General features: G+C 68.9%; 20 protein-coding genes, 1 other RNA gene and 1 pseudogene. 14 read left to right on the top strand and 8 right to left on the bottom strand.

Annotated elements, in window-relative coordinates; all coding sequences use genetic code 11:
• The 7 genes and pseudogenes from GBZ26_RS15315 to GBZ26_RS15285 form a co-directional block, all read left to right on the top strand.
• Positions 1–330: ABC transporter C-terminal domain-containing protein (locus GBZ26_RS15315; RefSeq protein ID WP_247884819.1), on the top strand; the 330-nt coding region annotated here is incomplete at its 5' end.
• Positions 327–1,205 (top strand): DMT family transporter, encoded by an 879-nt coding sequence (locus tag GBZ26_RS15310; RefSeq protein ID WP_174439575.1) that lies wholly within the window; start codon positions 327–329, stop codon positions 1,203–1,205. The genes GBZ26_RS15315 and GBZ26_RS15310, both read left to right, overlap by 4 nt.
• 7 nt (positions 1,206–1,212) lie before the next feature.
• The gene (locus GBZ26_RS15305; protein ID WP_174439574.1) at positions 1,213–1,911 is read left to right on the top strand and encodes an N-acetylmuramoyl-L-alanine amidase; all 699 of its coding nucleotides are present in this window, start codon (positions 1,213–1,215) and stop codon (positions 1,909–1,911) included.
• A 62-nt stretch (positions 1,912–1,973) separates the two neighbouring features.
• Positions 1,974–2,391: RNase P RNA component class A (gene rnpB / locus GBZ26_RS15300), an RNA gene on the top strand.
• Between the two features lie 553 nt (positions 2,392–2,944).
• Positions 2,945–3,286, top strand: a pseudogene (locus tag GBZ26_RS30875) (division/cell wall cluster transcriptional repressor MraZ); the annotation flags it as partial.
• 139 nt (positions 3,287–3,425) lie between these two features.
• Positions 3,426–4,223, top strand: a complete 798-nt coding sequence (locus GBZ26_RS15290; protein ID WP_247884818.1) for a divergent polysaccharide deacetylase family protein — start codon at positions 3,426–3,428, stop codon at positions 4,221–4,223.
• 27 nt (positions 4,224–4,250) lie between these two features.
• Positions 4,251–4,457 carry a heavy-metal-associated domain-containing protein gene (locus GBZ26_RS15285; protein ID WP_174439573.1) on the top strand — a complete coding sequence of 69 codons (207 nt, stop codon included), beginning with the start codon at positions 4,251–4,253 and terminating at the stop codon, positions 4,455–4,457.
• A gap of 7 nt (positions 4,458–4,464) precedes the next feature.
• Here GBZ26_RS15285 and GBZ26_RS15280 read toward each other — a convergent pair whose 3' ends face one another.
• Genes GBZ26_RS15280 through GBZ26_RS15270 form a run of 3 tightly spaced genes read right to left on the bottom strand, consistent with a single transcriptional unit; the run spans position 4,465 to position 8,704 of the window.
• Entirely contained in the window at positions 4,465–5,262 is a 798-nt protein-coding gene (locus tag GBZ26_RS15280) for a hypothetical protein (RefSeq protein ID WP_174439572.1), read from the bottom strand.
• A 7-nt stretch (positions 5,263–5,269) separates the two neighbouring features.
• Positions 5,270–6,781 (bottom strand): anthranilate synthase component I, encoded by a 1,512-nt coding sequence (trpE, locus tag GBZ26_RS15275; protein ID WP_174439571.1) that lies wholly within the window; start codon positions 6,779–6,781, stop codon positions 5,270–5,272.
• A 36-nt stretch (positions 6,782–6,817) separates the two neighbouring features.
• Positions 6,818–8,704 carry a SurA N-terminal domain-containing protein gene (locus tag GBZ26_RS15270; RefSeq protein ID WP_174439570.1) on the bottom strand — a complete coding sequence of 629 codons (1,887 nt, stop codon included), beginning with the start codon at positions 8,702–8,704 and terminating at the stop codon, positions 6,818–6,820.
• Positions 8,705–8,932: 228 nt separating this feature from the next.
• Here GBZ26_RS15270 and tpiA point away from each other — a divergent pair, with 228 nt between their 5' ends.
• From tpiA to GBZ26_RS15240, 6 genes are all read left to right on the top strand, one after another.
• A complete protein-coding gene (gene tpiA, locus GBZ26_RS15265; protein WP_174439569.1) occupies positions 8,933–9,688 on the top strand; it encodes a triose-phosphate isomerase in 756 nt (251 codons plus the stop codon).
• A 128-nt stretch (positions 9,689–9,816) separates the two neighbouring features.
• On the top strand, positions 9,817–10,104 hold the full coding sequence (secG, locus tag GBZ26_RS15260) for a preprotein translocase subunit SecG (RefSeq protein ID WP_174439568.1): 288 nt from the start codon (positions 9,817–9,819) through the stop codon (positions 10,102–10,104).
• 159 nt (positions 10,105–10,263) lie between these two features.
• The gene (gene pyrG / locus GBZ26_RS15255) at positions 10,264–11,892 is read left to right on the top strand and encodes a CTP synthase (protein WP_174439567.1); all 1,629 of its coding nucleotides are present in this window, start codon (positions 10,264–10,266) and stop codon (positions 11,890–11,892) included.
• Positions 11,893–12,034: 142 nt separating this feature from the next.
• Positions 12,035–12,733 carry a dienelactone hydrolase family protein gene (locus tag GBZ26_RS15250; RefSeq protein ID WP_174439566.1) on the top strand — a complete coding sequence of 233 codons (699 nt, stop codon included), beginning with the start codon at positions 12,035–12,037 and terminating at the stop codon, positions 12,731–12,733.
• A gap of 103 nt (positions 12,734–12,836) precedes the next feature.
• Entirely contained in the window at positions 12,837–13,664 is an 828-nt protein-coding gene (gene kdsA, locus GBZ26_RS15245; protein WP_174439565.1) for a 3-deoxy-8-phosphooctulonate synthase, read from the top strand.
• Positions 13,665–13,770: 106 nt separating this feature from the next.
• On the top strand, positions 13,771–14,208 hold the full coding sequence (locus GBZ26_RS15240) for a ComEA family DNA-binding protein (protein ID WP_174439564.1): 438 nt from the start codon (positions 13,771–13,773) through the stop codon (positions 14,206–14,208).
• Positions 14,209–14,278: 70 nt separating this feature from the next.
• Here the strand turns inward: GBZ26_RS15240 and pqqE are convergent, their stop codons facing one another.
• The 5 genes from pqqE to pqqA all read right to left on the bottom strand — a co-directional run bounded on the left by pqqE (position 14,279) and on the right by pqqA (position 17,517).
• Positions 14,279–15,385: a pyrroloquinoline quinone biosynthesis protein PqqE gene (gene pqqE / locus GBZ26_RS15235; RefSeq protein WP_174439563.1), complete on the bottom strand. Its 1,107-nt coding sequence runs from the start codon at positions 15,383–15,385 to the stop codon at positions 14,279–14,281.
• Positions 15,382–15,669 (bottom strand): pyrroloquinoline quinone biosynthesis peptide chaperone PqqD, encoded by a 288-nt coding sequence (pqqD, locus tag GBZ26_RS15230; protein ID WP_174439562.1) that lies wholly within the window; start codon positions 15,667–15,669, stop codon positions 15,382–15,384. Before pqqD ends, pqqE begins: the two co-directional genes overlap by 4 nt.
• Positions 15,666–16,442 carry a pyrroloquinoline-quinone synthase PqqC gene (gene pqqC, locus GBZ26_RS15225; RefSeq protein WP_174439561.1) on the bottom strand — a complete coding sequence of 259 codons (777 nt, stop codon included), beginning with the start codon at positions 16,440–16,442 and terminating at the stop codon, positions 15,666–15,668. The genes pqqD and pqqC overlap by 4 nt, the downstream gene beginning before the upstream one ends.
• Positions 16,439–17,368 carry a pyrroloquinoline quinone biosynthesis protein PqqB gene (pqqB, locus tag GBZ26_RS15220; protein WP_174439560.1) on the bottom strand — a complete coding sequence of 310 codons (930 nt, stop codon included), beginning with the start codon at positions 17,366–17,368 and terminating at the stop codon, positions 16,439–16,441. Before pqqB ends, pqqC begins: the two co-directional genes overlap by 4 nt.
• Before the next feature lie 68 nt (positions 17,369–17,436).
• Positions 17,437–17,517, bottom strand: coding sequence for a pyrroloquinoline quinone precursor peptide PqqA (pqqA, locus tag GBZ26_RS15215; RefSeq protein WP_014240199.1), 81 nt, complete (start codon positions 17,515–17,517; stop codon positions 17,437–17,439).
• 313 nt (positions 17,518–17,830) lie between these two features.
• Here pqqA and eno point away from each other — a divergent pair.
• Positions 17,831–18,712 (top strand): phosphopyruvate hydratase (gene eno, locus GBZ26_RS15210; RefSeq protein ID WP_174439559.1); only part of this gene is annotated, 882 nt, incomplete at its 3' end.

Below are 18,712 nucleotides of genomic sequence, written 5' to 3'. Positions count from 1 at the left end.
GTGCAGCGCCCGCCGCCCAAGGAGAAGGCCGCCGCCCCGGCCAAGGCGAAGCCCGCCGCCGCGCCCGCCGCCGCCAAGCCGAAGGGCAAGCTGAGCTACAAGGACCAGCGGGAGCTGGACGACCTGCCCGCCCGCATGGACAAGCTGACCGCCGAGGTGGCGAAGCTCGAAGCGGCGCTGGCCGACCCCGACCTGTTCGCCCGCGACGCCGCCAAGTTCCAGAAGACGTCCGATCAGTTGCAGGCGAAACAAACCGAGCTGGCCGCCGCCGAGGAGCGCTGGCTGGAGCTGGAGGCCCTGCGCGAGGAGCTGGAAGGCGGCCGCGGATGAGTCTGCGCGACTCGCTGCTGGCGCTCCTGGTCATGGCGACCTGGGGCCTGAACTTCGTCGTCGCCAAATGGGGTCTGGCGGAATTCCCGCCGCTGTTCATCATGGCGCTGCGCTTCATCGCGGTGGCGGCGCTGATCCTGCCCTTCAAGCGGATTCCCTGGAGCGCGGTGCGGCCCATCGCGATCCTGTCGGTGACGCTGGGGACCGTGCATTTCCCGCTGATGTTCACCGGGCTGAACGGCATCGATGCGGCCACCGCCTCGCTGGCCGCGCAGGCGCAGGTGCCCTTCTCCTCCCTGCTGGCCGCGCTGGTCTTCAAGGACAAGCTGGGCTGGCGCCGCGCCGCCGGGATGGCCGCCGCCTTCGCCGGCGTCATGGTCATCGCGGGCGAGCCGCGACTGTCCGGATCGTTGCTGTCGCTGTTCATGATCCTCGGCGCCAGCTTCGCCTTCGCCGTCGCCAGCATCCAGATGAAGTTGATCGTCGGGGTGGACGGCTTCGCGCTGAACGGCTGGATGGCGCTGTTCGCGGCCCCGCAGTTGCTTCTGCTCTCCCTCCTGTTTGAGGAAGGACAGATGGCCGCGCTCACCGACGCCACCCTGTGGGGCTGGGGCGCCATCGCCTACATGGCGGTGGGCGTCACCATCGGCGCTTATGGGATGTGGTACCCGCTGCTGCGCAAATACTCGGTCAACCAGACCATGCCCTTCCTGCTGACCGTGCCGGTCTTCGGCGTGCTGGCGGGCGTCCTGCTGATGGACGACCCCTTCACGCTCCGGCTGGTCCTGGGCGGGCTGTTGACCGTGGGCGGCATGGCCGTCATCGTGAAGCGGCGCCCGACGGCGCTGGCGGAAAAGGTCACGAATCCGACCTGAGGACACCATGACGCGCACGGGCACCGGACGCATCGACCGCCCCTCCCCCAACCACGGGCCGCGGCCCGAGGGTGTGGGGGTGGAGCTGCTGATCCTCCATTACACCGGAATGCCCACCGCCGAGTCGGCGCTGAGCCGGCTGTGCGATCCCGCCGCCCAGGTCAGCGCCCATTACACGGTGGACGAGAACGGCGCCGTCCACGCCCATGTGCCGGAGGACCGCCGCGCCTGGCACGCCGGCCTGTCATCCTGGCGGGGCCGGGCCGACGTGAACAGCCGCTCGATCGGAATCGAGATCGTCAATCCGGGGCACGAGTTCGGTTACCGCCCCTTCCCCGCCGTCCAGATGGCCGCCGTGGCGGACCTCTGCCTGGACATCATGGGGCGGCATGGAATCGCACCCGCCGACGTGCTCGGCCACAGCGACATCGCGCCCGCCCGCAAGGAGGACCCCGGCGAGCTGTTCGACTGGCCGGGTCTGGCCACGCGTGGAATCGGGCTGTGGCCCGAGCCCACTCCGGCGGACGACTTGGCGGATTCCGCGGAGGATGTGGCAGCGCTTCTGGGACGCTATGGGTACGACACCGCCGAATCGCGGGTCCTGCTGTCCTTCCAGCGCCATTTCCACCCCGAACGCCTGACCGGGGAGCCCGACCCCGAGACGCTGCGCCGCCTGCGCGCGCTGCTGCGGATGACCGGGCGCTGAGAATCCGAATCGCCCCCGAACACCGTTGCGAATCGAACGGCGACCCTATACACAGTGCCCCGCCAGATGGCCGGATGGCCGCCTTCGACCTTTTGGATCGGGGGAGGAAAGTCCGGGCTCCACGGAAACACGGTGCCGGCTAACGGCCGGCGGGGGCGACCCTAGGGAAAGTGCCACAGAGAGCAAACCGCCACCGGCCTCGTGCCGGCGGTAAGGGTGAAAGGGTGCGGTAAGAGCGCACCGCGCGCCTGGCAACAGGGGCGGCACGGTAAACCCCACCGGGAGCAAGACCGAATAGGGGCGGCACGGCCCGCCATCTCCCCTGATCCTTGATCGGTTGGGATGGTCTGGGGCCAAGCGCGTTTCCGCGCCGTCGCCCGGGTTGGTTGCGTGAGGCGCCGGGCAACCGGCGTCCCAGATGAATGGCCATCCATCAGGGTAACCTGAGGACAAAACCCGGCTTACAGGCCATCTGGCGTTTATCCCCACCACCTCCGGACAACGGACCACCCCTTTTCCGCAGCGCGGGACCGGGATGGCGCCCCCTTGTCCACAGATGTCCCCAGCTTCATCCACAGCCGGTGGATAACTGTGGGGCAAATTCCCATGCCGTCCCATGCCTCACCACGGCAGGTTACCCCAGCAGGCTATACCATTCGTAGGGTGCGATTCGCCTTTATGGAAAGCCACATGGTGGGAACCATTCGCGGGACTCACGGAACATCCTGCGAACTCTGTGGGGCAACGCCGCATAATCGCTCATTAGCGCGCTGGTATATTGCCGATTCTCGCCGATTCGGTTCACCTATTTGCACGCTGGCAACACATCGCCCCAAAAGTCTTGACAGCACCATATGAATACTGGAGGGGGCGTTGACGCCCAAACTGTCCCATGCTATCCCATGAAAGCCCAGTTTGGAGGGGGAACTACCCAACCAAGGTAGCCAAACCGGGCGCGTTCAGCGGCAAGAGCGGATAGGGCTTCGCGACGGCGAAGACCGGCAACGGGATAAGGGGGGCGTTCGTCAGGCCGATGGCCATTTTCCTGTCCACATACGTCAACAAAGTTGACAGGAAAGGCCGCTGCTCCATCCCGGCGCAGTTCCGGCAGTCGCTTGCCAAGACGTCGGCTCCCGGCACCGTCTATCTCTGGCCTTCGCTGAATCACCAGGCGCTGGAAGGCGCCGATCAGGATTATCTCGACGTGCTCTCCGAAAGCCTGGAATCCCCCGATCTGGATTCGGACGAGCGCGACATGATCGAGACCTTCATCTTCGGCAAGCTGATCCCCGTCTCGCTGGACACCGAAGGCCGAATCGTCCTGCCCAAGGAACTCGCCGAATTCGCCGGAATCGACGAGGAAGCCGCCTTCATCGGCCGCCGCAAGACTTTCCAGATCTGGGAGCCCGGCGCCCTGAAGGCCCATGAACAGACGCTGCGCGACCAGGTCGTGCGCAAGGACATTTCGCTGAGCCAGATCGTCGCCAAGGCGTCCCGCGCCGCCGCCGCCGGCCATGACCCCGAAGCCGGGGGTGGCGATGCTGCCGCCTCCCGTCGCTCCTCTGGAACCGCCCAAGGTGGCCCCCGGCTCGCCGCTGTGGAAGAAGAACGCGCTGCCCTTCCGCGCCCCGCCGGGCAAGCCGGCCATCGCCATCGTCATCGACGACATGGGTGTGGACCGCAAGCGCTCGAACCGCACGGTGTCGCTGCCGGCGCCGCTGACGCTGGCCTGGCTGCCCTACGCCCACGAGCTGCCGGCCCAGGCCCGCGCCGCCCGCGCCGCCGGGCACGAGCTGATGCTGCATCTTCCCATGGAACCCAGCGGCTCGGCCGATCCGGGGCCGCAGGCGCTGCGCGTGTCGCTCGACAAGGGGGAGATCCTGCGCCGGACCAAGGCGGCGCTGGACAGCTTCGACGGCTATGTCGGGGTGAACAACCACATGGGCAGCCGCTTCACCGCCGACTCCGCGGCCATGGCGCCCGTGCTCGGGGAGATCGCGCGGCGCGGCCTGTTGTGGCTGGACAGCCGGACCACGGCGAAGAGCGCCGGCCTGACCCTCGCGCGGGAGCTTCAGATGCCCTTCGCCGGGCGCGACATCTTCCTCGACAACGAGATGACCGTGCCGGCGGTGCGCAGCCAGCTCGCCAAGACGGAGCAGGTGGCGCGCAAGCAGGGCTACGCCATCGCCATCGGCCACCCGCACGATGCGACAATCGACGCACTGGCCTCCTGGATGCCGGAGGTGCAGAAACGCGGCTTTGTCCTGGTTCCGGTCAGCGCCGTCGTGCGCGCCCATCACGCCGGCGGGTGACCGCCGGCCCCGCTTGAGGAGAATTCCATGGCTGACACCTACAAGGTCGGCGGCATGACCTGCGGCGGCTGCGCCCGCTCCGTCAGCAACGCCATCGGCAAGCTGGCGCCGGGCGCCGCCGTAACGGTGGACCTTGAAGCCGGCACCGTGGCCGTGGAGGGCGGAGTCGCCCCGGAGACGGTGAAGAAGGCCGTGGAAGGCGCCGGCTTCGATTTCGGCGGTCAGGCAGCCTGAGGTCCGGTCAGGCGGGCTGGCGCAGCCGCCACACCAGCAGTCCGCCGGCCCAGGACAGCGACACCGCCAGCGCGACGCCGAGCGCGACGAACCGTCCGGCGGGCTCGGCCAGCAGATGGGCGGTGGTCAGCGCCAGGGCGAGGCCGGGGTTGGTCAAAAGCGCGCTGCGCATCGCCGCGGCGACCACGCCGCCGCCCAGGCGGCCGTGCAGGATCACCGTCAGGCTGGTGAGCGCGATGGGAAACACGGCGGCGATGCCGGTGGCCGCCGGGCCGATGCTGTGGCTGAGCGTGGTCACGGTGGCGACCAGCAGGCCGACCAGACCGGCGCGGGCCGGGATGTCGTACCAGCGCGACCGCGCCACCCGGACCACCGTGTCCTGTGGAATCGGCGCCGACACCGCCCAGGCGGCGATGCCGTAGCAGGCCAGCGTCAGCAGCAGCGCGAGCGGCAGCGTCCAGTCGACGGCGGAGCGCAGGGTGGCCGCCGTGGCGATCCAGAAGACGGAGCTGGCGATGACCGTCGCGGGCATGCTCCAGCGCGGGGCGATCCGCACCAGAAGCGCCAGATAGAGGACGATCGTCGCGTTCCCGACCATGCCCGACAGGGCGGCGTCGGCGACGAAACCGTCGCCATGCTCCATCGCGAGCAGCACGAAGGCCGGTCCGGTCGAGACGGGCAGGGCGGTGATCATGCCGCCATAGAAGGGGCCGGCCTTCTCCGCCGCCAGCGAGGCGACGACGACGACCAGGGCCGCCGCCACGATCTTGATGATCAGCGGCAGCAGCAGCGCATCGAGGGGCATTCGGTCCTTACCGGGCGGAGGTCTCGCGGACGGTTTCCTCCGCGGCGCGGATCAGGGCCATCGACTTGTTGACGGTCTCCTGATACTCGGCCTCCGGATCGCTGTCGGCGACCACGCCGCCGCCGGCCTGCACATACATCATGCCGTCCTTCAGCACGGCGGTGCGCAGCGCGATGCAGGTGTCCATGGCGCCCGACGCGCCGAAATAGCCGACGCAGCCGGCGTAGACGCCGCGGCGGGCCTTCTCCAGCTCGTCGATGATCTGCATGGCGCGGACCTTCGGCGCGCCCGACACGGTGCCGGCCGGGAAGCCGGCGATCAGCGCATCCAGCGCGTCGTGCTTCGGGTCGAGGTCGCCCTCGACGTTGGAGACGATGTGCATGACGTGGCTGTACAGTTCCACGATCATCTTCTGCGTCACCTTGACGGTGCCGGTGCGCGCCACGCGGCCCACGTCGTTGCGGCCGAGGTCGAGCAGCATCAGATGCTCGGCCAGCTCCTTCGGATCGCTCAGCAGATCCTCGGCCAGCGCCTGGTCCTCCGCCGCCGTGGCGCCGCGCTTGCGGGTGCCGGCGATGGGGCGGACGGTCACCTTGCCGTCGCGCACGCGCACCAGGATCTCCGGGCTGGAACCGACGACCGACAGCTCGCCGAAGTCGCAGTGGAACAGGAAGGGCGACGGGTTGAGGCGGCGCAGCGTGCGGTACAGCGCCAGCGGCGACGGCTTGAAGGGGAAGCGGATGCGCTGGGACGGCACGACCTGGAAGATGTCGCCGGCGCGGATGTACTCCTTCGCCCGCTCCACGATCGCGTGATACTCCTCGCGCGTCGTGTTGGAGGTCCAGGCGAGCGGCAGCCCGTCCTTGGTCCGCGGCTCCCGCCGGTAGGGCAGGGGGCGCTCCAGGTCGGCCACCGCGTCCATCAGCCGCTCGCGGGCGTCGCCGTAGGCGGCGCCGCCGTCGACTCCCGGCTTCGGCCAGACCGGGGTGACCAGCGTCACCGAATCGGTGTGGCTGTCGAAGATGGCGACGATGCTCGGCCGCGACAGGATGGCGTCGGGAATCCCCAGCTCGTCCGGGTTGTCGTCCGGCAGCCGCTCCATCAGCCGGACCATGTCGTAGGTCAGGTAGCCGAACAGGCCGGCGGCCATCGGCGGCAGGGCGTCCGGCAGGTCGATGCGGCTCTCGTTGATCAAGGCGCGCAGCGACTCCAGCGGGGCGCCGTCGACGGGCTCGTAGGCGTCGCGGTCGTGCAGGGCGTTGCGGTTCACCTCCGCCCGGTCGCGGCGGCAGCGCCACACCAGATCGGGCTTGAAGCCGATCACCGAGTAGCGGTCGCGCCGCGACCCCGCCCCGCGCTCCGCCGATTCGAAGAGGAAGCCGAAGGGTCGCCCGTCGGCCAGCTTCATGTAGGCGGAGACCGGGGTCTCCAGATCGCTGACCAGCGTGGTCCACACCACCTGCGGCTTGCCGGCCTCATAAGCGGTGTGGAAGGCGGCGGATTCCGGCTGAACCTTCACGGGACGGGCCTCGACTGAGTGGGCGACGGAGTTGGATTAGTTGCCGCTGGCGAAGAACTGGTCGATGCGGTTGCGATGAACCTCGACCGGGTAGCGGTCGCGCAGCGCGTTGCCGAACTGGGCCATGATGTCGCTTTCCAGCCCCTGGGCGACGGTGCTTTCCACGGTCGCCAGCGTGGCGTCGCTGGCCGCCGGGTCCGCCGGGATGATCTCCTTCAGGCGGGCGACGACCTGGCTGTCGGCGGTGGCGCCGGTCACCGTCTCGCCGGGCTTCACCTCGAACAGCTTGCGCACCAGCTCGCCCGGCAGCCCCTCGACCGAACGGGCGTCGCGGGTGAAGGGCGTGGTCATGGCGAAGCTGGCGCCGGATTGGCCGGCGACGTCCTGCGCCGCGGCTTCCGAGCCCTGCTTCAGCTTGGCGGCGATGTCCTGGGCCTTCTCGGCGGCCAGCTTGGCGCGCTTGTCGTCCTGCCAGCCGGCCACGGCCTGATCGCGCACCTCGGCCAGCGGCTTGGGGGCGGCCGGCGTCACGCCGTCGACGCGCACGGCGTAGAAGACGTTGTTGGGGGCTTCGGTCAGGTTCGAGGTGGCACCGGAGGCGAGTTGGAAGGCGGTCTGCACCATGGCGGCGAAGTTCGGGCGGCCCGGGGCGGCGTCCTTGCCGTCCGGCGCCTTGCCGCTGCTGTCCACCGCGGCGATCTTGGCAATGGGCAGCGACTGGGCCTGGGCGACCTCCTCCAGCGGGGCGCCGCTGGCGAGCTGGTCCTCGACCCGGTTCGCGATTGAGTAGAGCGAATCCATCGCCTTCTCCTTGCGAAGCTCGGCCAGGAGCTGGTCGCGGGCCTCCTCGAAGCTCTTGGTGGCGCCCGGCTGGATGGCGGTGACCGTCAGGACGTGCCAGCCCAACCCGCTGCGCACCGCGTCGCTGACCGCACCCTGGGCCAGCGCGAAGGCGGCGTCGCCGATCTCCGGCAGCTCGTTGCGGGTGACGTTGTCGAGCGTGATGACGTCGGTCCCGGCGTCCTTGGCGGCGGCGGTCAGGCCCTTGGTCTTGGCGGCCTCGGCGATCTGCTTCGCCTTCGCCTCGTCGTCGGCCAGGACCATCTCCACGGTGCGGCGCTCCGGCGTGCCCAGCTCGTCGGCACGCTCGTCATAGGCGGCGCGCAGCTCGGCGTCGGGGATCTCGATGTCCTTGGCGATCTCGTCGGCGGACAGCTGGGCGATGCTCAACGCGCGGTATTCCGGCGCGGTGAAGCGGACCTGATGGTCCTCGTAGTAGCGGGTCAGCTCCGCCTCGTCGGGCACGCCGACGTCGCCGATGGCGGCGTTGGGCAGGGTGACCACCTCGGCCACGCGGCGCTCCCCGCGGAAGCGGTAGAGGTCCTGGACCAGCAGCTTCGGCGGGGTCACCCCGGCGCCGACCGCCCCGGCCACCAGCTCGCGCGCGGTCTCGCGGCGCAGCAGGGCGACGTAGCCGTCCTCGGTGAGCTGGTTGTTGCGCAGAACGCTGCGGAACTGGTTCGGGTCGAACTGGTTCTGCGCGTTGCGGAAGGCCGGCTCCTCGGCGATGCGCTGGCGCACCACGTCCGGCCCGACCGAGATCCCGGCGTCGCGCGCCGCCTGATCGTAGAGCGCGCGCTGCACCAGCGCCGACAGCGACTGGTCGAGCAGACCGAACTGGCGCGCCTGCTCCGTCGTCAGGTTGCCGCCCACCATCGGGCGCAGCCGCTCCATCTGGCGACGGAACTCCTGGTCCAGCTCCGCCCGATCGATCTCCACCTTCCCGACGGAGGCGACGGTGCTGGAAATCCCGCCTGTGCGAATCATGTCGCCGATGCCCCAGGCCGCGAAGCTGACGATGAGGAGCACGAACAGGATCTTGACGACCCACGAACCGGCGTAAGTGCGGATGAACTGAAGCATGGGACCCGAAGTGAGTGCGCAAAGGGCGGCCCTGCGGCCGGGGCGGCATCATAGGCACCCCGCGAAAGCCCGGCAACACCCCATTTCCCCCGCGATTCCCCATCGGAAAGAACCCGTTGGGCGGGTGGAAATGCCCGGCACTCCTTGCTAGACAGGGGGCGCACTTTGAAAACGAACACCCGCGACAACGCCCACATCAACAAACGAGAGCCGGAGGACGAAAACGCCATGGCCGCACGCCGCAAACTGATTGCCGGGAACTGGAAGATGAACGGGCTGAAGGCCGACGGGCTGGACCTCGCCTCGGACCTCGCCGGACGCCTGACGGGGGCCGGGACGGTCGCCTTCGACATGCTGGTGTGCCCGCCCTTCCCGCTGCTGTTCCCGGTGGGCGACGCCATTTCCGGCAGCCCGCTGGCGCTGGGCGCGCAGGACTGCCACGCCAAGACCTCCGGCGCGCACACCGGCGACGTCAGCCCGGCCATGCTGACCGACGCCGGCTGCCGCTACGTCATCCTCGGCCATTCGGAGCGCCGCGCCGACCACGCCGAATCCGACGCCCAGGTCGCCGCAAAGGCCGCCGCCGCCCACAAGGCGGGCCTGATCGCCATCATCTGCGTCGGCGAGACGGAGGCCCAGCGCGACGCCGGGCAGGCCAACGCCGTCGTCGCCAGCCAGCTCAAGGGTTCGATTCCGGAGGGCGCCACCGCGGCGAACACCGTCATCGCCTACGAGCCGGTCTGGGCCATCGGCACCGGCAAGACCGCCACGCCCGACGACGTCAAGGCGATGCACGCCCACATCCGGGCGGAGCTGGCCGGCAAGACCGCCGATCCCGAGGCGGTGCGCGTCCTCTACGGCGGCTCGGTCAAGCCGGGCAACGCGGCGGAACTGATGGCGGTCGAGAATGTGGACGGGGCGCTGGTCGGCGGGGCCGCGCTGAAGGCGGACGATTTCTGGGCGATCGCCACCAGTTGCCGCTAGCATATCGCGCAGGACCGCGTTAAAAACAGTGGGCGCGCGCCACGGGCCCTTGCCAAGGTCCGTGGCGCGCTGTTGGTTTGGGCGGTCCCTGCGGATCGCTCCGGGAAGGGATCAAGGGAACGGGCTGCATGGAATCGGTGCTTCTGGTCATTCACCTGCTGATCGCCCTGGCGCTGGTCGGGGTCATCCTGATCCAGCGGTCGGAAGGCGGCGGTCTCGGCATCGGCGGCGGCAACATGGGGGGCATGATGTCCACCCGTGGCACCGCCAATCTGCTGACGCGGACCACCGGCATCCTGGCGGGCTGCTTCATGGCGACCAGCCTGGTCCTGGCGGTCCTGGCAGGCGCGCACAAGGCGCCGACCTCGATCATCGACACGATGCCGGCGCAGCCCGCCCCGCCGGTCGCCCAGTAACAGCGGCCCGGCAAACGCGACCCGGCTCCGGCCGGGTCCGACGCGAGGCGGCCTCCCCCGAAGCCGCCTCTTTCTTTTGAGGATCGTCGATCCGGGCAGCGCCCGGGGGACGGTCCGAATTCGGGGAACGGATCAGGCTCTGAAGGTCTTCGGACGGACATGACTCGCTACATCTTCATCACCGGTGGCGTCGTTTCCTCGCTGGGCAAAGGTCTGGCGTCGGCGGCGCTTGGGGCGCTTCTCCAGGCGCGCGGCTACAAGGTGCGGCTTCGCAAGCTGGACCCGTACCTGAACGTGGACCCCGGCACGATGAGCCCGTACCAGCACGGCGAGGTCTATGTGACCGACGACGGCGCTGAGACCGACCTCGACCTCGGCCATTACGAGCGCTTCACCGGCGTGGCCGCGCGCCGTGGCGACAACATCACCACGGGCCGCATCTACTCGACCGTGATCGCCAAGGAGCGCCGCGGCGACTATCTGGGCGCCACCGTGCAGGTGATTCCGCACGTCACCGACCAGATCAAGGATTTCATCCGCGCCGACACGACCGACGAGGACTTCATCCTCTGCGAGATCGGCGGCACGGTGGGCGACATCGAGTCGACCCCCTTCCTGGAGGCCATCCGCCAGTTCGGCAACGAGGTCGGTCCGGAGAACGCCCTGTTCATCCACCTGACCCTGCTGCCCTACATCCCGACGGCGGGCGAGCTGAAGACCAAGCCGACCCAGCATTCCGTGAAGGAGCTGCTGGGCATGGGCATCCAGGCCAACATCCTGCTCTGCCGCGCCGACCGTCCGATCCCGGACAACGAGCGCCGCAAGATCGCGCTGTTCTGCAACATCCGTCCGGAGCGCGTGATCGCCGCCCTGGACGTCGATTCGATCTATCAGGTCCCGGTCAGCTACCACGAGGAAGGCTTCGACACCCAGGTGCTGGCCTATTTCGGCCTGCCGACCGAGGGCAAGCCGGACCTGTCGCGCTGGACCAGCATCATGGAGCGCGTGCGCAAGCCGCAGGGCGAGGTGACCATCGCCGTCGTCGGCAAGTACACGAGCCTGCTCGACAGCTACAAATCGCTGGCCGAGGCGCTGACCCACGGCGGCATCGCCAACAACGTCAAGGTCAAGCTCGACTGGATCGACTCGGAGATATTCGAGGACGACACCGCCGTGCAACGACTGGAGAACGTCCACGGCATCCTGGTGCCGGGCGGCTTCGGCTCGCGCGGCACGGAGGGCAAGATCCGCGCCGCCCAGTTCGCCCGCGAGCGCAAGGTGCCGTATTTCGGCATCTGCTTCGGCATGCAGATGGCGGTGATCGAGTCGGCCCGCAACATGGCCGGCATCGTCGACGCCGGATCGACCGAGCTGGGCAAGCCCGGCAACCCGGTGGTCGGCCTGATGACCGAGTGGATGCGCGGCAACAGCCTGGAGAAGCGCACGGAAGGCACCGACCTCGGCGGCACCATGCGGCTCGGCACCTACCCGGCGAAGCTGGTCCCCGGCAGCAAGGTCGCGGAGGTCTACGGCACCACCGACATCACCGAGCGGCACCGCCACCGCTACGAGGTGAACGTCTATTACAAGGACCGGCTGGAGAAGGTCGGCCTGCTGTTCTCCGGCCTGTCGCCGGACGGCGAGCTGCCCGAAATCGTCGAGATCCCGGACCATCCCTGGTTCATCGGCGTGCAGTTCCACCCGGAGCTGAAGTCCAAGCCCTTCGACCCGCACCCGCTCTTCACCTCCTTCATCAAGGCGGCGATCGAGCAGAGCCGGCTGGTCTGATGTGACCATACGGGGGAGGGCATTCCTCCCCCGCGTGTTCCGGTTCCGGGTTTCCCGTGGGTATAGTGAGAGCGGCGGCCGAGCCAACGGTCGCCGCTTTTGCGTTACGGGCCAGGGAAAAACCAAGGGAAGGGACACAACCATGACCGACATCAGCATCCCCGCCGGCGACGGCGGCAGCTTTTCCGCCTATGTGGCCAAGCCGGCGGGTGGCGGACCGGCGCCGGGACTCGTCGTCATCCAGGAGATCTTCGGGGTCAATCAGGTCATGCGCGACCTGTGCGACGGCTTCGCCGCCCAGGGCTGGCTCGCCGTCTGCCCGGACCTGTTCTGGCGGCAGGAGCCGGGCGTCCAGATCACCGACAAGACCCAGGAGGAGTGGAACCGCGCCTTCGCCCTGATGAACGGCATGGACCAGGACAAGGCGGTAGACGACCTCAAGGCCACCCTGGCGTGGTTGCGCCAGAACCCGGATTGCACGGGAAAGGTGGGGTCGGTCGGCTACTGCCTGGGCGGCCGGCTCGCCTTCATGATGGCGGCGCGTTCCGATTCCGACGCCAACGTCAGCTATTACGGCGTCGGGCTCGACGGTCTGGCCGGCGAGGCGGCGAGCATCACCAAGCCGCTGCTGATGCACATCGCGGAGAAGGACCAGTTCGTCCCGGCGGAGGCGCGGGAAAAGATCCTGGCCGCGGTGAAGGGCAACCCGAACGTCACCGCCCACGTCTATCCCGGCGTCGATCACGCCTTCGCCCGCGCGGGCGGCGCCCATTTCGACGCCAAGGCGGCGGAGCTCGCCAACGGACGCACGGCAGCCTTCTTCAAGCAGCATCTGGGTTGACGCCATTCCGGTTGACCGGGATCGCCGATATCTGGGAAGGAATGGGCAGCGCGAGGGGACCTTCGGCATGCGTGCCCTCGCATTGCTTTTTGGAGAGCACGGGATGACCACCGCCAAGACCGTCCAGATCGGCAACCTGACCATCGCCAACGACCGGCCTTTCACCCTGATCGCCGGACCGTGCCAGATGGAAAGCCGCGACCACGCGCTGGAGACGGCGGCGGCGCTGGTGGAGATGACCGGCGCGCTGGGCATCGGGCTGATCTACAAGTCCTCCTTCGACAAGGCCAACCGCACCTCCATCAGCACGGCGCGCGGACTCGGCATGGACAAGGCGCTGCCGATCTTCGCGGAAGTCAAGGAGCGGTTCGGCTGCCCGGTGATCACCGACGTGCACGAGGCCGACCAGTGCGCCGCGGTGGCGGAGGTGATGGACGTCCTCCAGATCCCCGCCTTCCTGTGCCGGCAGACCGACCTGCTGATCGCCGCCGCCAAGACGGGGCGGGCGGTCAACGTCAAGAAGGGCCAGTTCCTCGCCCCCTGGGACATGAAGAACGTTGCGGCGAAGCTGGTGGCGTCGGGCAACGACAAGGTGCTGCTGTGCGAGCGCGGCGCCAGCTTCGGCTACAACACGCTGGTGTCGGACATGCGCTCCCTGCCGATCATGGCGGAGACCGGCTTCCCGGTGGTCTTCGACGCCACCCATTCCGTTCAGCAGCCGGGCGGGCAGGGCACGACCTCCGGTGGCCAGCGGGAGTTCGTTCCGGTGCTGGCCCGCGCCGCCATCGCCGTGGGCGTCGCCGCCGTCTTCATGGAGACCCATGAGAATCCGGACTGCGCCCCCAGCGACGGGCCGAACATGGTCCCGCTGAAGGAGATGCCGGCCCTGTTGGCGCGGCTCCAGGCCTTCGACCGGCTCGCAAAGGGCTGACGAAAGGACAGGTTCGGGAACGGCGTGCCGGTCCCGGCGTTGCCTTGGCACCGCGGGCGCCGCGCTTCCGGTGGAGCGTCCGCGGGTTGAGCCATGGAGCAACGCCATGAAGCCGATCCGCCTGTGCGCCATCGCCGCCGTCGCCAGCCTTGGCGCGATGATCGCCGTTCCCGTTGTCGCGCAATCGACCGCGCCGTCCGCAACGCCTTCCACGACGCCAATGCCGCAGGCCAAGCCGGCCATGCCGCCGGGTACCAGCGGCACGACCACGGCCCCGCCGATGGGCAGCGGGTCGTCGTCATCGACGGCGAAGGCCAAAGTCATCGCCCTCAACACCGCCGGTAAGGACGAGCTTCAGACCCTGCCGGGAATCGGCGAGGCTCGGTCCGAGGCCATCGTGAAAAATCGCCCCTATCGTTCGAAGGACGAACTGGTCAGCAAGAAGATCGTCCCGCAAAACGTCTACGACGACATCAAGGGCCGCATCGCCGCGGTCGGCGGCTCCAAGACCAGCGCCTCGGTGACGACCGCCCCGAAGAAATGAGCCAATCCCCCTCTCCCCTCCGGGCACCCTCTTGCCGGAGGGGAGAGGGCTATGGCTCTGGACACCGCCCTTACAGGCTGAAGCTCCGGTAGGTGATCGGCGCCTCGGCCGTGCCGCCGTCCGTCGCGGCGATGTCTCCAAGCAGGCCATGATGCTCCGACAGGTCGCACACCGGGTCGGTGTTGTCGGCGCTTCCGGTCAGCGCCAGCGCCTGGCAGCGGCAGCCGCCCCAGTCGATCTCCTTCTGGTCGCAACTCCGGCAGGGCTGGGGCATCCAGTCGGTGCCGCGGTAGCGCTGGAAGGCGGCGGAGTTGGCCCAGATGTCGGCCAGCGGGCGCTCCGTCACCCGGTCGAACGTCATGCCGGGGATCGTCTCGGCGGCGTGGCAGGGCAGGACCGAGCCGCTGGGCGTCACGTTCAGGAACTTGCGGCCCCAGCCGCCCATGCAGGCCTTGGGGCGCTTGGCGTAATAGTCGGGCACCACGTAATCGACGACCAGCCGGCCCTTCAGCTCCGGCAGGCGGGCGCGCACCCGCTCGTCCATGCGGACCAGCTGCTCGCGGGTCGGCATCAGGGCGGCGCGGTTCTTCAGCGCCCAGCCGTAATACTGGACGTTGGCGATCTCGATGCGACCGGCCTTCAGCTCCAGCGCCATGTCGATGAAATCGTCCACCCGGTCGATGTTGTGGCGCTGCACGATGGCGTTGACGGTCAGCGCCATGCCGGCGTCGGTGACCGCCCGCGCCACCTCCAGCTTCTTCGGCTGGCCGCCGGGAAAGCCGCTGATCAGCTCGGCCTTGGCCGCCACCGTGTCCTGGAAGCCGATCTGCACGTGCTGGAGTCCGGCGTCGCGCAGCCGCTCCAGCCGCGCCCGGTCGAGCAGCACCGCCGAAGTGATGAGGTTGGCGTACAGCCCGGCCGCGGTGGCGTGGGCGATCAGCGCCTCCAGGTCCTTGCGCGCCGTCGGCTCGCCGCCGGAGAAATGCACCTGGATGATGCCGAGGTCCGCCGCCTCGTCGAGCACACGGCACCAGGCGGCGGTGTCCAGCTCCCGGCTGGCCGGGTCGAGGGCCAGCGGGTTGGAGCAGTAGGCGCAGCGCAGCGGGCAGCGGTGCGTCAGTTCCGCCAGCAAGGCCAGCGGCGGTTCGAGTCCGGTCGTGGCGCCACAGAAGGTCATCGGGTCAGAAACCCCTTCGCGATCATGTCGCCCAACACTTCCAACACATCCGCGGCGATCTCCTCCCGCGGCGCGTCGAATTGCGCGGCGAGGGTTGCGATGGCCGCACCGACCGTCGCCGGAGGCTGGGCGGTGACGGTGCGCACCACCTCCAACGCCACCTCGTCCAGGATCAGCACGCGCTCCGGCCCCAAAAGCTGCCAATGGCCGCGCACCCGGTCCTGGCGGAGCATGACGCCGGGGGCCAGCCGAACCCGGTCCTCCTCGCGCACGCCGTCCGTCATCGCGTGTAGACCGGCGGTTCCATGTCGTCCGGCACGAAGGCGCCGGGCGGGATCAGGCCGGGCGACACATAGGCGTGGTGCAGCGCGTCGAGCTGTGCCCACAGAAGCTCCGCCTTGTGGCGCAGCGCGGCGATCACCTGCTGCTGCTGCTCCGGCGTGCGGGCGTTGTCGAGCACGTATTCGAGGCCGAATTCGACGTCGCGCGGCGCCTCGTCCAGCCGCTTGCGGAAGTAGGACAGGGTGGCGTCGTTGGCGAAGGCGTAATAGGCCTCGAACCCGGCGATGCGCTCGCGGTGGATGGCCGGCGCGAACAGCTCGGTCAGGGACGAGGCCACGGCCTCCAACGTCGACTTGCTCGATACAAAATTGACGTAGGAATCGACGGCGTAGCGGGTCGCCGGCAGGATGCCCCTCAGCGAGGTGACGTAGTCGCGGTCCAGCCCCAGCCCGTCGGTCAGGCGGAGCCAGCGCTCGATCCCGCCGACCTTGCCTTCCTCGCGCTCGCGGCTCTCGCCGAAACCGTCATGGTCGAGCACGCGCTGGATCCAGATGCGGCGCAGCGCCGGATCGTCCATCCGCGCCATCAGGGCCAGATCCTTCTTCGGGATGCAGACCTGATAGTAGAAGCGGTTCAGCGCCCAGGCCTGGACCTGCCCGCGCTTCAGCTTCCCGCCATGCAGCAGTCTGTGGAAGGGGTGGAGGTCGTGGTACTGGCGCTCGCCGATGGCGCGCAGCTCGCGTTCCAAGTCCTTGCGCGACAGCAGTCTCGTCATAACGTGAACTCCATCCCGTCGTGGGCGATCTCCCAACCTTCGGCGGTGGCGGCGGCACGTTCGGGCGAGTCGTCCAGCAGGGCCGGGTTGGTGTTGTTGATGTGGACGAAGACCTTGCGCCGCACGCCCAGCCCCGCGAAGGCGGCGATGGAGCCGTCCGGGCCGGACATCGCCATGTGGCCCATGCGCTGGCCGGTCTTGCTGCCGGTGCCGGCGCGGATCATCTCGTCGTCGGTCCAGGTGGTGCCGTCGAACAGCACCAGCGGCGCCCCGCGCAGCCGGTCGGCCAGCCAGTCCGGCATCGCCGAGCAGCCGGGGATGTAGAAAAACTCCCCGTCGCCGTTGCGGTCGCGGATGCGCAGCGCCACCGTGTCCTCCGCCACCGAACCGAAGCCGGCGGCGGACGGGTCCTCCAGATAGAGCGCGACCTTGCCGGGAACGGCGAAGGCTTCGATCTCGAAGGGGAAGGGGGCACCGGCGGCGTCCGCGGGAACCCAGGGCCGGTCCAGCGCCATGGCGCGGCGCGGGGCGAGGTCCGGGTTGACCACGCGGAAGACGGCGTTCGCCTCCAGCACGCCGTGCACCCGGTCGGTGGCGTAGACGGCCAGCGGCTGGGATTCGCGCAGCGTCAGCAGGCCCGCCACATGGTCGATGTCGGCGTTGGTCAGCACCGCCGCGGCGATGGGGCTGTGGCGCACACCGCTCTGCGGGTGCAGCGCCGGATTGGCGAGGATCTGCTGGCCGATGTCCGGCGAAGCGTTCAGCAGCAGCCAGCGCCCGTCGCCGCCGCTGACGGCGAGCGACGACTGGGTGCGCGGGCGGGCCGCCGGGTCGCCGGAGCGGGCGCGGCGGCAGCCCGCGCAGTTGCAGTTCCACTGCGGAAAACCGCCGCCTGCCGCGGAGCCAAGGACGAGGATCGTCAGCATGGAATGCCCTTCCCAATCAGGCGGCCCGAAGCAGGCGGCGGTCGTCGCGCGTGGAAATTGGCCGGCGCTCAGAGGCGGGCGCAGGCGTAGGCGTTGATTTCGGTGCCGACGGCGATTTCGACGATCTGGGGTTTGCGCCAGGTCTTCATGGTTGGGTCCTCCGCGCTTGGATTGGTTTCGGGGTGTGTCCCGCCCGCTGCGGGCAGTCCCCGCTAGCGAACGTTAGAACGCTACGGCTGTGGGACAAGATGGTCTATGCGACTTTGGAAGCAGGTGCGCTGCACAACCGGATAGTGCCGCTCCACCGTCAGGACACCATTGCCCAGGCCTTTGCGCCCCAGCGGCCTTGCATCCCCCCTCATGCAAAGGCTATCAAGCCCGCGCGCTTCTTATTCGCCTGGAAAGATCATCCGTCTGGAAAGATCATCCAGCGGGCGCGCGCAACGCGGAGGAAGGACAAACATGAGCGCCATTACCGAAATCCACGCCCGCGAGATCCTCGACAGCCGCGGGAACCCGACCGTCGAGGTGGACGTCCTGCTCGAATCCGGCGCCTTCGGCCGCGCCGCCGTCCCGTCGGGCGCCTCGACCGGCGCGCACGAGGCGGTGGAACTGCGCGACGGCGACAAGAGCCGCTACGGCGGCAAGGGCGTGCTGAAGGCCGTGGAGTCGGTCAACGGCGAGATCTTCGACGCCATCGCCGGCCTCGACGCCTCCAACCAGCGCGCCCTCGACCTCGCCATGATCGAGCTGGACGGCACCCCCAACAAGGGCCGGCTCGGCGCCAACGCCATCCTCGGCGTCTCGCTGGCCGTCGCCAAGGCCTCGGCCGAGGAAGCCGCGCTGCCGCTGTTCCGCTACGTCGGCGGCGCCTTTGCCAACCTGCTGCCGGTGCCGATGATGAACATCATCAACGGCGGCGCCCACGCCGACAACCCGATCGACATCCAGGAGTTCATGGTCATGCCGGTCGGCGCCGAGAACGGCGCCGAGGCCATCCGCATGGGCTCGGAGATCTTCCAGGCGCTCAAGAAGAAGCTCAAGGACGCCGGCCACAACACCAACGTCGGCGACGAGGGCGGCTTCGCCCCCAACCTTGCCTCGACCGAGGACGCGCTGGGCTTCGTGATGAAGGCCATCGAGGCCGCCGGCTACAAGCCGGGCGACGACGTCATGCTGGCCATCGACGCCGCCTCGACCGAGTTCTTCAAGAACGGCAAGTACGAGCTGGCCGGCGAGGGCAAGTCGCTGGCGCCGGAGCAGATGGTCTCCTACTGGGCCGATCTGGTCGGCCGCTACCCGATCATCTCGATCGAGGACGGCATGGCCGAGGACGACTGGGAG

This window comes from Azospirillum formosense (assembly GCF_013340925.1).
Lineage (GTDB): Bacteria > Pseudomonadota > Alphaproteobacteria > Azospirillales > Azospirillaceae > Azospirillum > Azospirillum formosense.
Note: the sequence above shows the minus strand (reverse complement) of the source record. Positions and strands in the feature narration are given on the sequence as shown.

Excerpts from the sequence above, each read along its gene's own strand:
- secG (WP_174439568.1), top strand. The coding sequence starts at position 9,817 with ATGGAATCGGTGCTTCTGGTCATTCACCTGCTGATCGCCCTGGCGCTG.
- pqqC (WP_174439561.1), bottom strand. The coding sequence starts at position 16,442 with ATGACGAGACTGCTGTCGCGCAAGGACTTGGAACGCGAGCTGCGCGCC.
- GBZ26_RS15285 (WP_174439573.1), top strand. The coding sequence starts at position 4,251 with ATGGCTGACACCTACAAGGTCGGCGGCATGACCTGCGGCGGCTGCGCC.
- GBZ26_RS15310 (WP_174439575.1), top strand. The coding sequence starts at position 327 with ATGAGTCTGCGCGACTCGCTGCTGGCGCTCCTGGTCATGGCGACCTGG.
- pqqE (WP_174439563.1), bottom strand. The coding sequence starts at position 15,385 with ATGACCTTCTGTGGCGCCACGACCGGACTCGAACCGCCGCTGGCCTTG.
- pqqD (WP_174439562.1), bottom strand. The coding sequence starts at position 15,669 with ATGACGGACGGCGTGCGCGAGGAGGACCGGGTTCGGCTGGCCCCCGGC.
- pyrG (WP_174439567.1), top strand. The coding sequence starts at position 10,264 with ATGACTCGCTACATCTTCATCACCGGTGGCGTCGTTTCCTCGCTGGGC.
- pqqB (WP_174439560.1), bottom strand. The coding sequence starts at position 17,368 with ATGCTGACGATCCTCGTCCTTGGCTCCGCGGCAGGCGGCGGTTTTCCG.
- GBZ26_RS15305 (WP_174439574.1), top strand. The coding sequence starts at position 1,213 with ATGACGCGCACGGGCACCGGACGCATCGACCGCCCCTCCCCCAACCAC.
- pqqA (WP_014240199.1), bottom strand. The coding sequence starts at position 17,517 with ATGAAGACCTGGCGCAAACCCCAGATCGTCGAAATCGCCGTCGGCACC.
- GBZ26_RS15250 (WP_174439566.1), top strand. The coding sequence starts at position 12,035 with ATGACCGACATCAGCATCCCCGCCGGCGACGGCGGCAGCTTTTCCGCC.
- GBZ26_RS15240 (WP_174439564.1), top strand. The coding sequence starts at position 13,771 with ATGAAGCCGATCCGCCTGTGCGCCATCGCCGCCGTCGCCAGCCTTGGC.
- GBZ26_RS15280 (WP_174439572.1), bottom strand. The coding sequence starts at position 5,262 with ATGCCCCTCGATGCGCTGCTGCTGCCGCTGATCATCAAGATCGTGGCG.
- GBZ26_RS15290 (WP_247884818.1), top strand. The coding sequence starts at position 3,426 with ATGACCCCGAAGCCGGGGGTGGCGATGCTGCCGCCTCCCGTCGCTCCT.
- kdsA (WP_174439565.1), top strand. The coding sequence starts at position 12,837 with ATGACCACCGCCAAGACCGTCCAGATCGGCAACCTGACCATCGCCAAC.
- GBZ26_RS15270 (WP_174439570.1), bottom strand. The coding sequence starts at position 8,704 with ATGCTTCAGTTCATCCGCACTTACGCCGGTTCGTGGGTCGTCAAGATC.
- tpiA (WP_174439569.1), top strand. The coding sequence starts at position 8,933 with ATGGCCGCACGCCGCAAACTGATTGCCGGGAACTGGAAGATGAACGGG.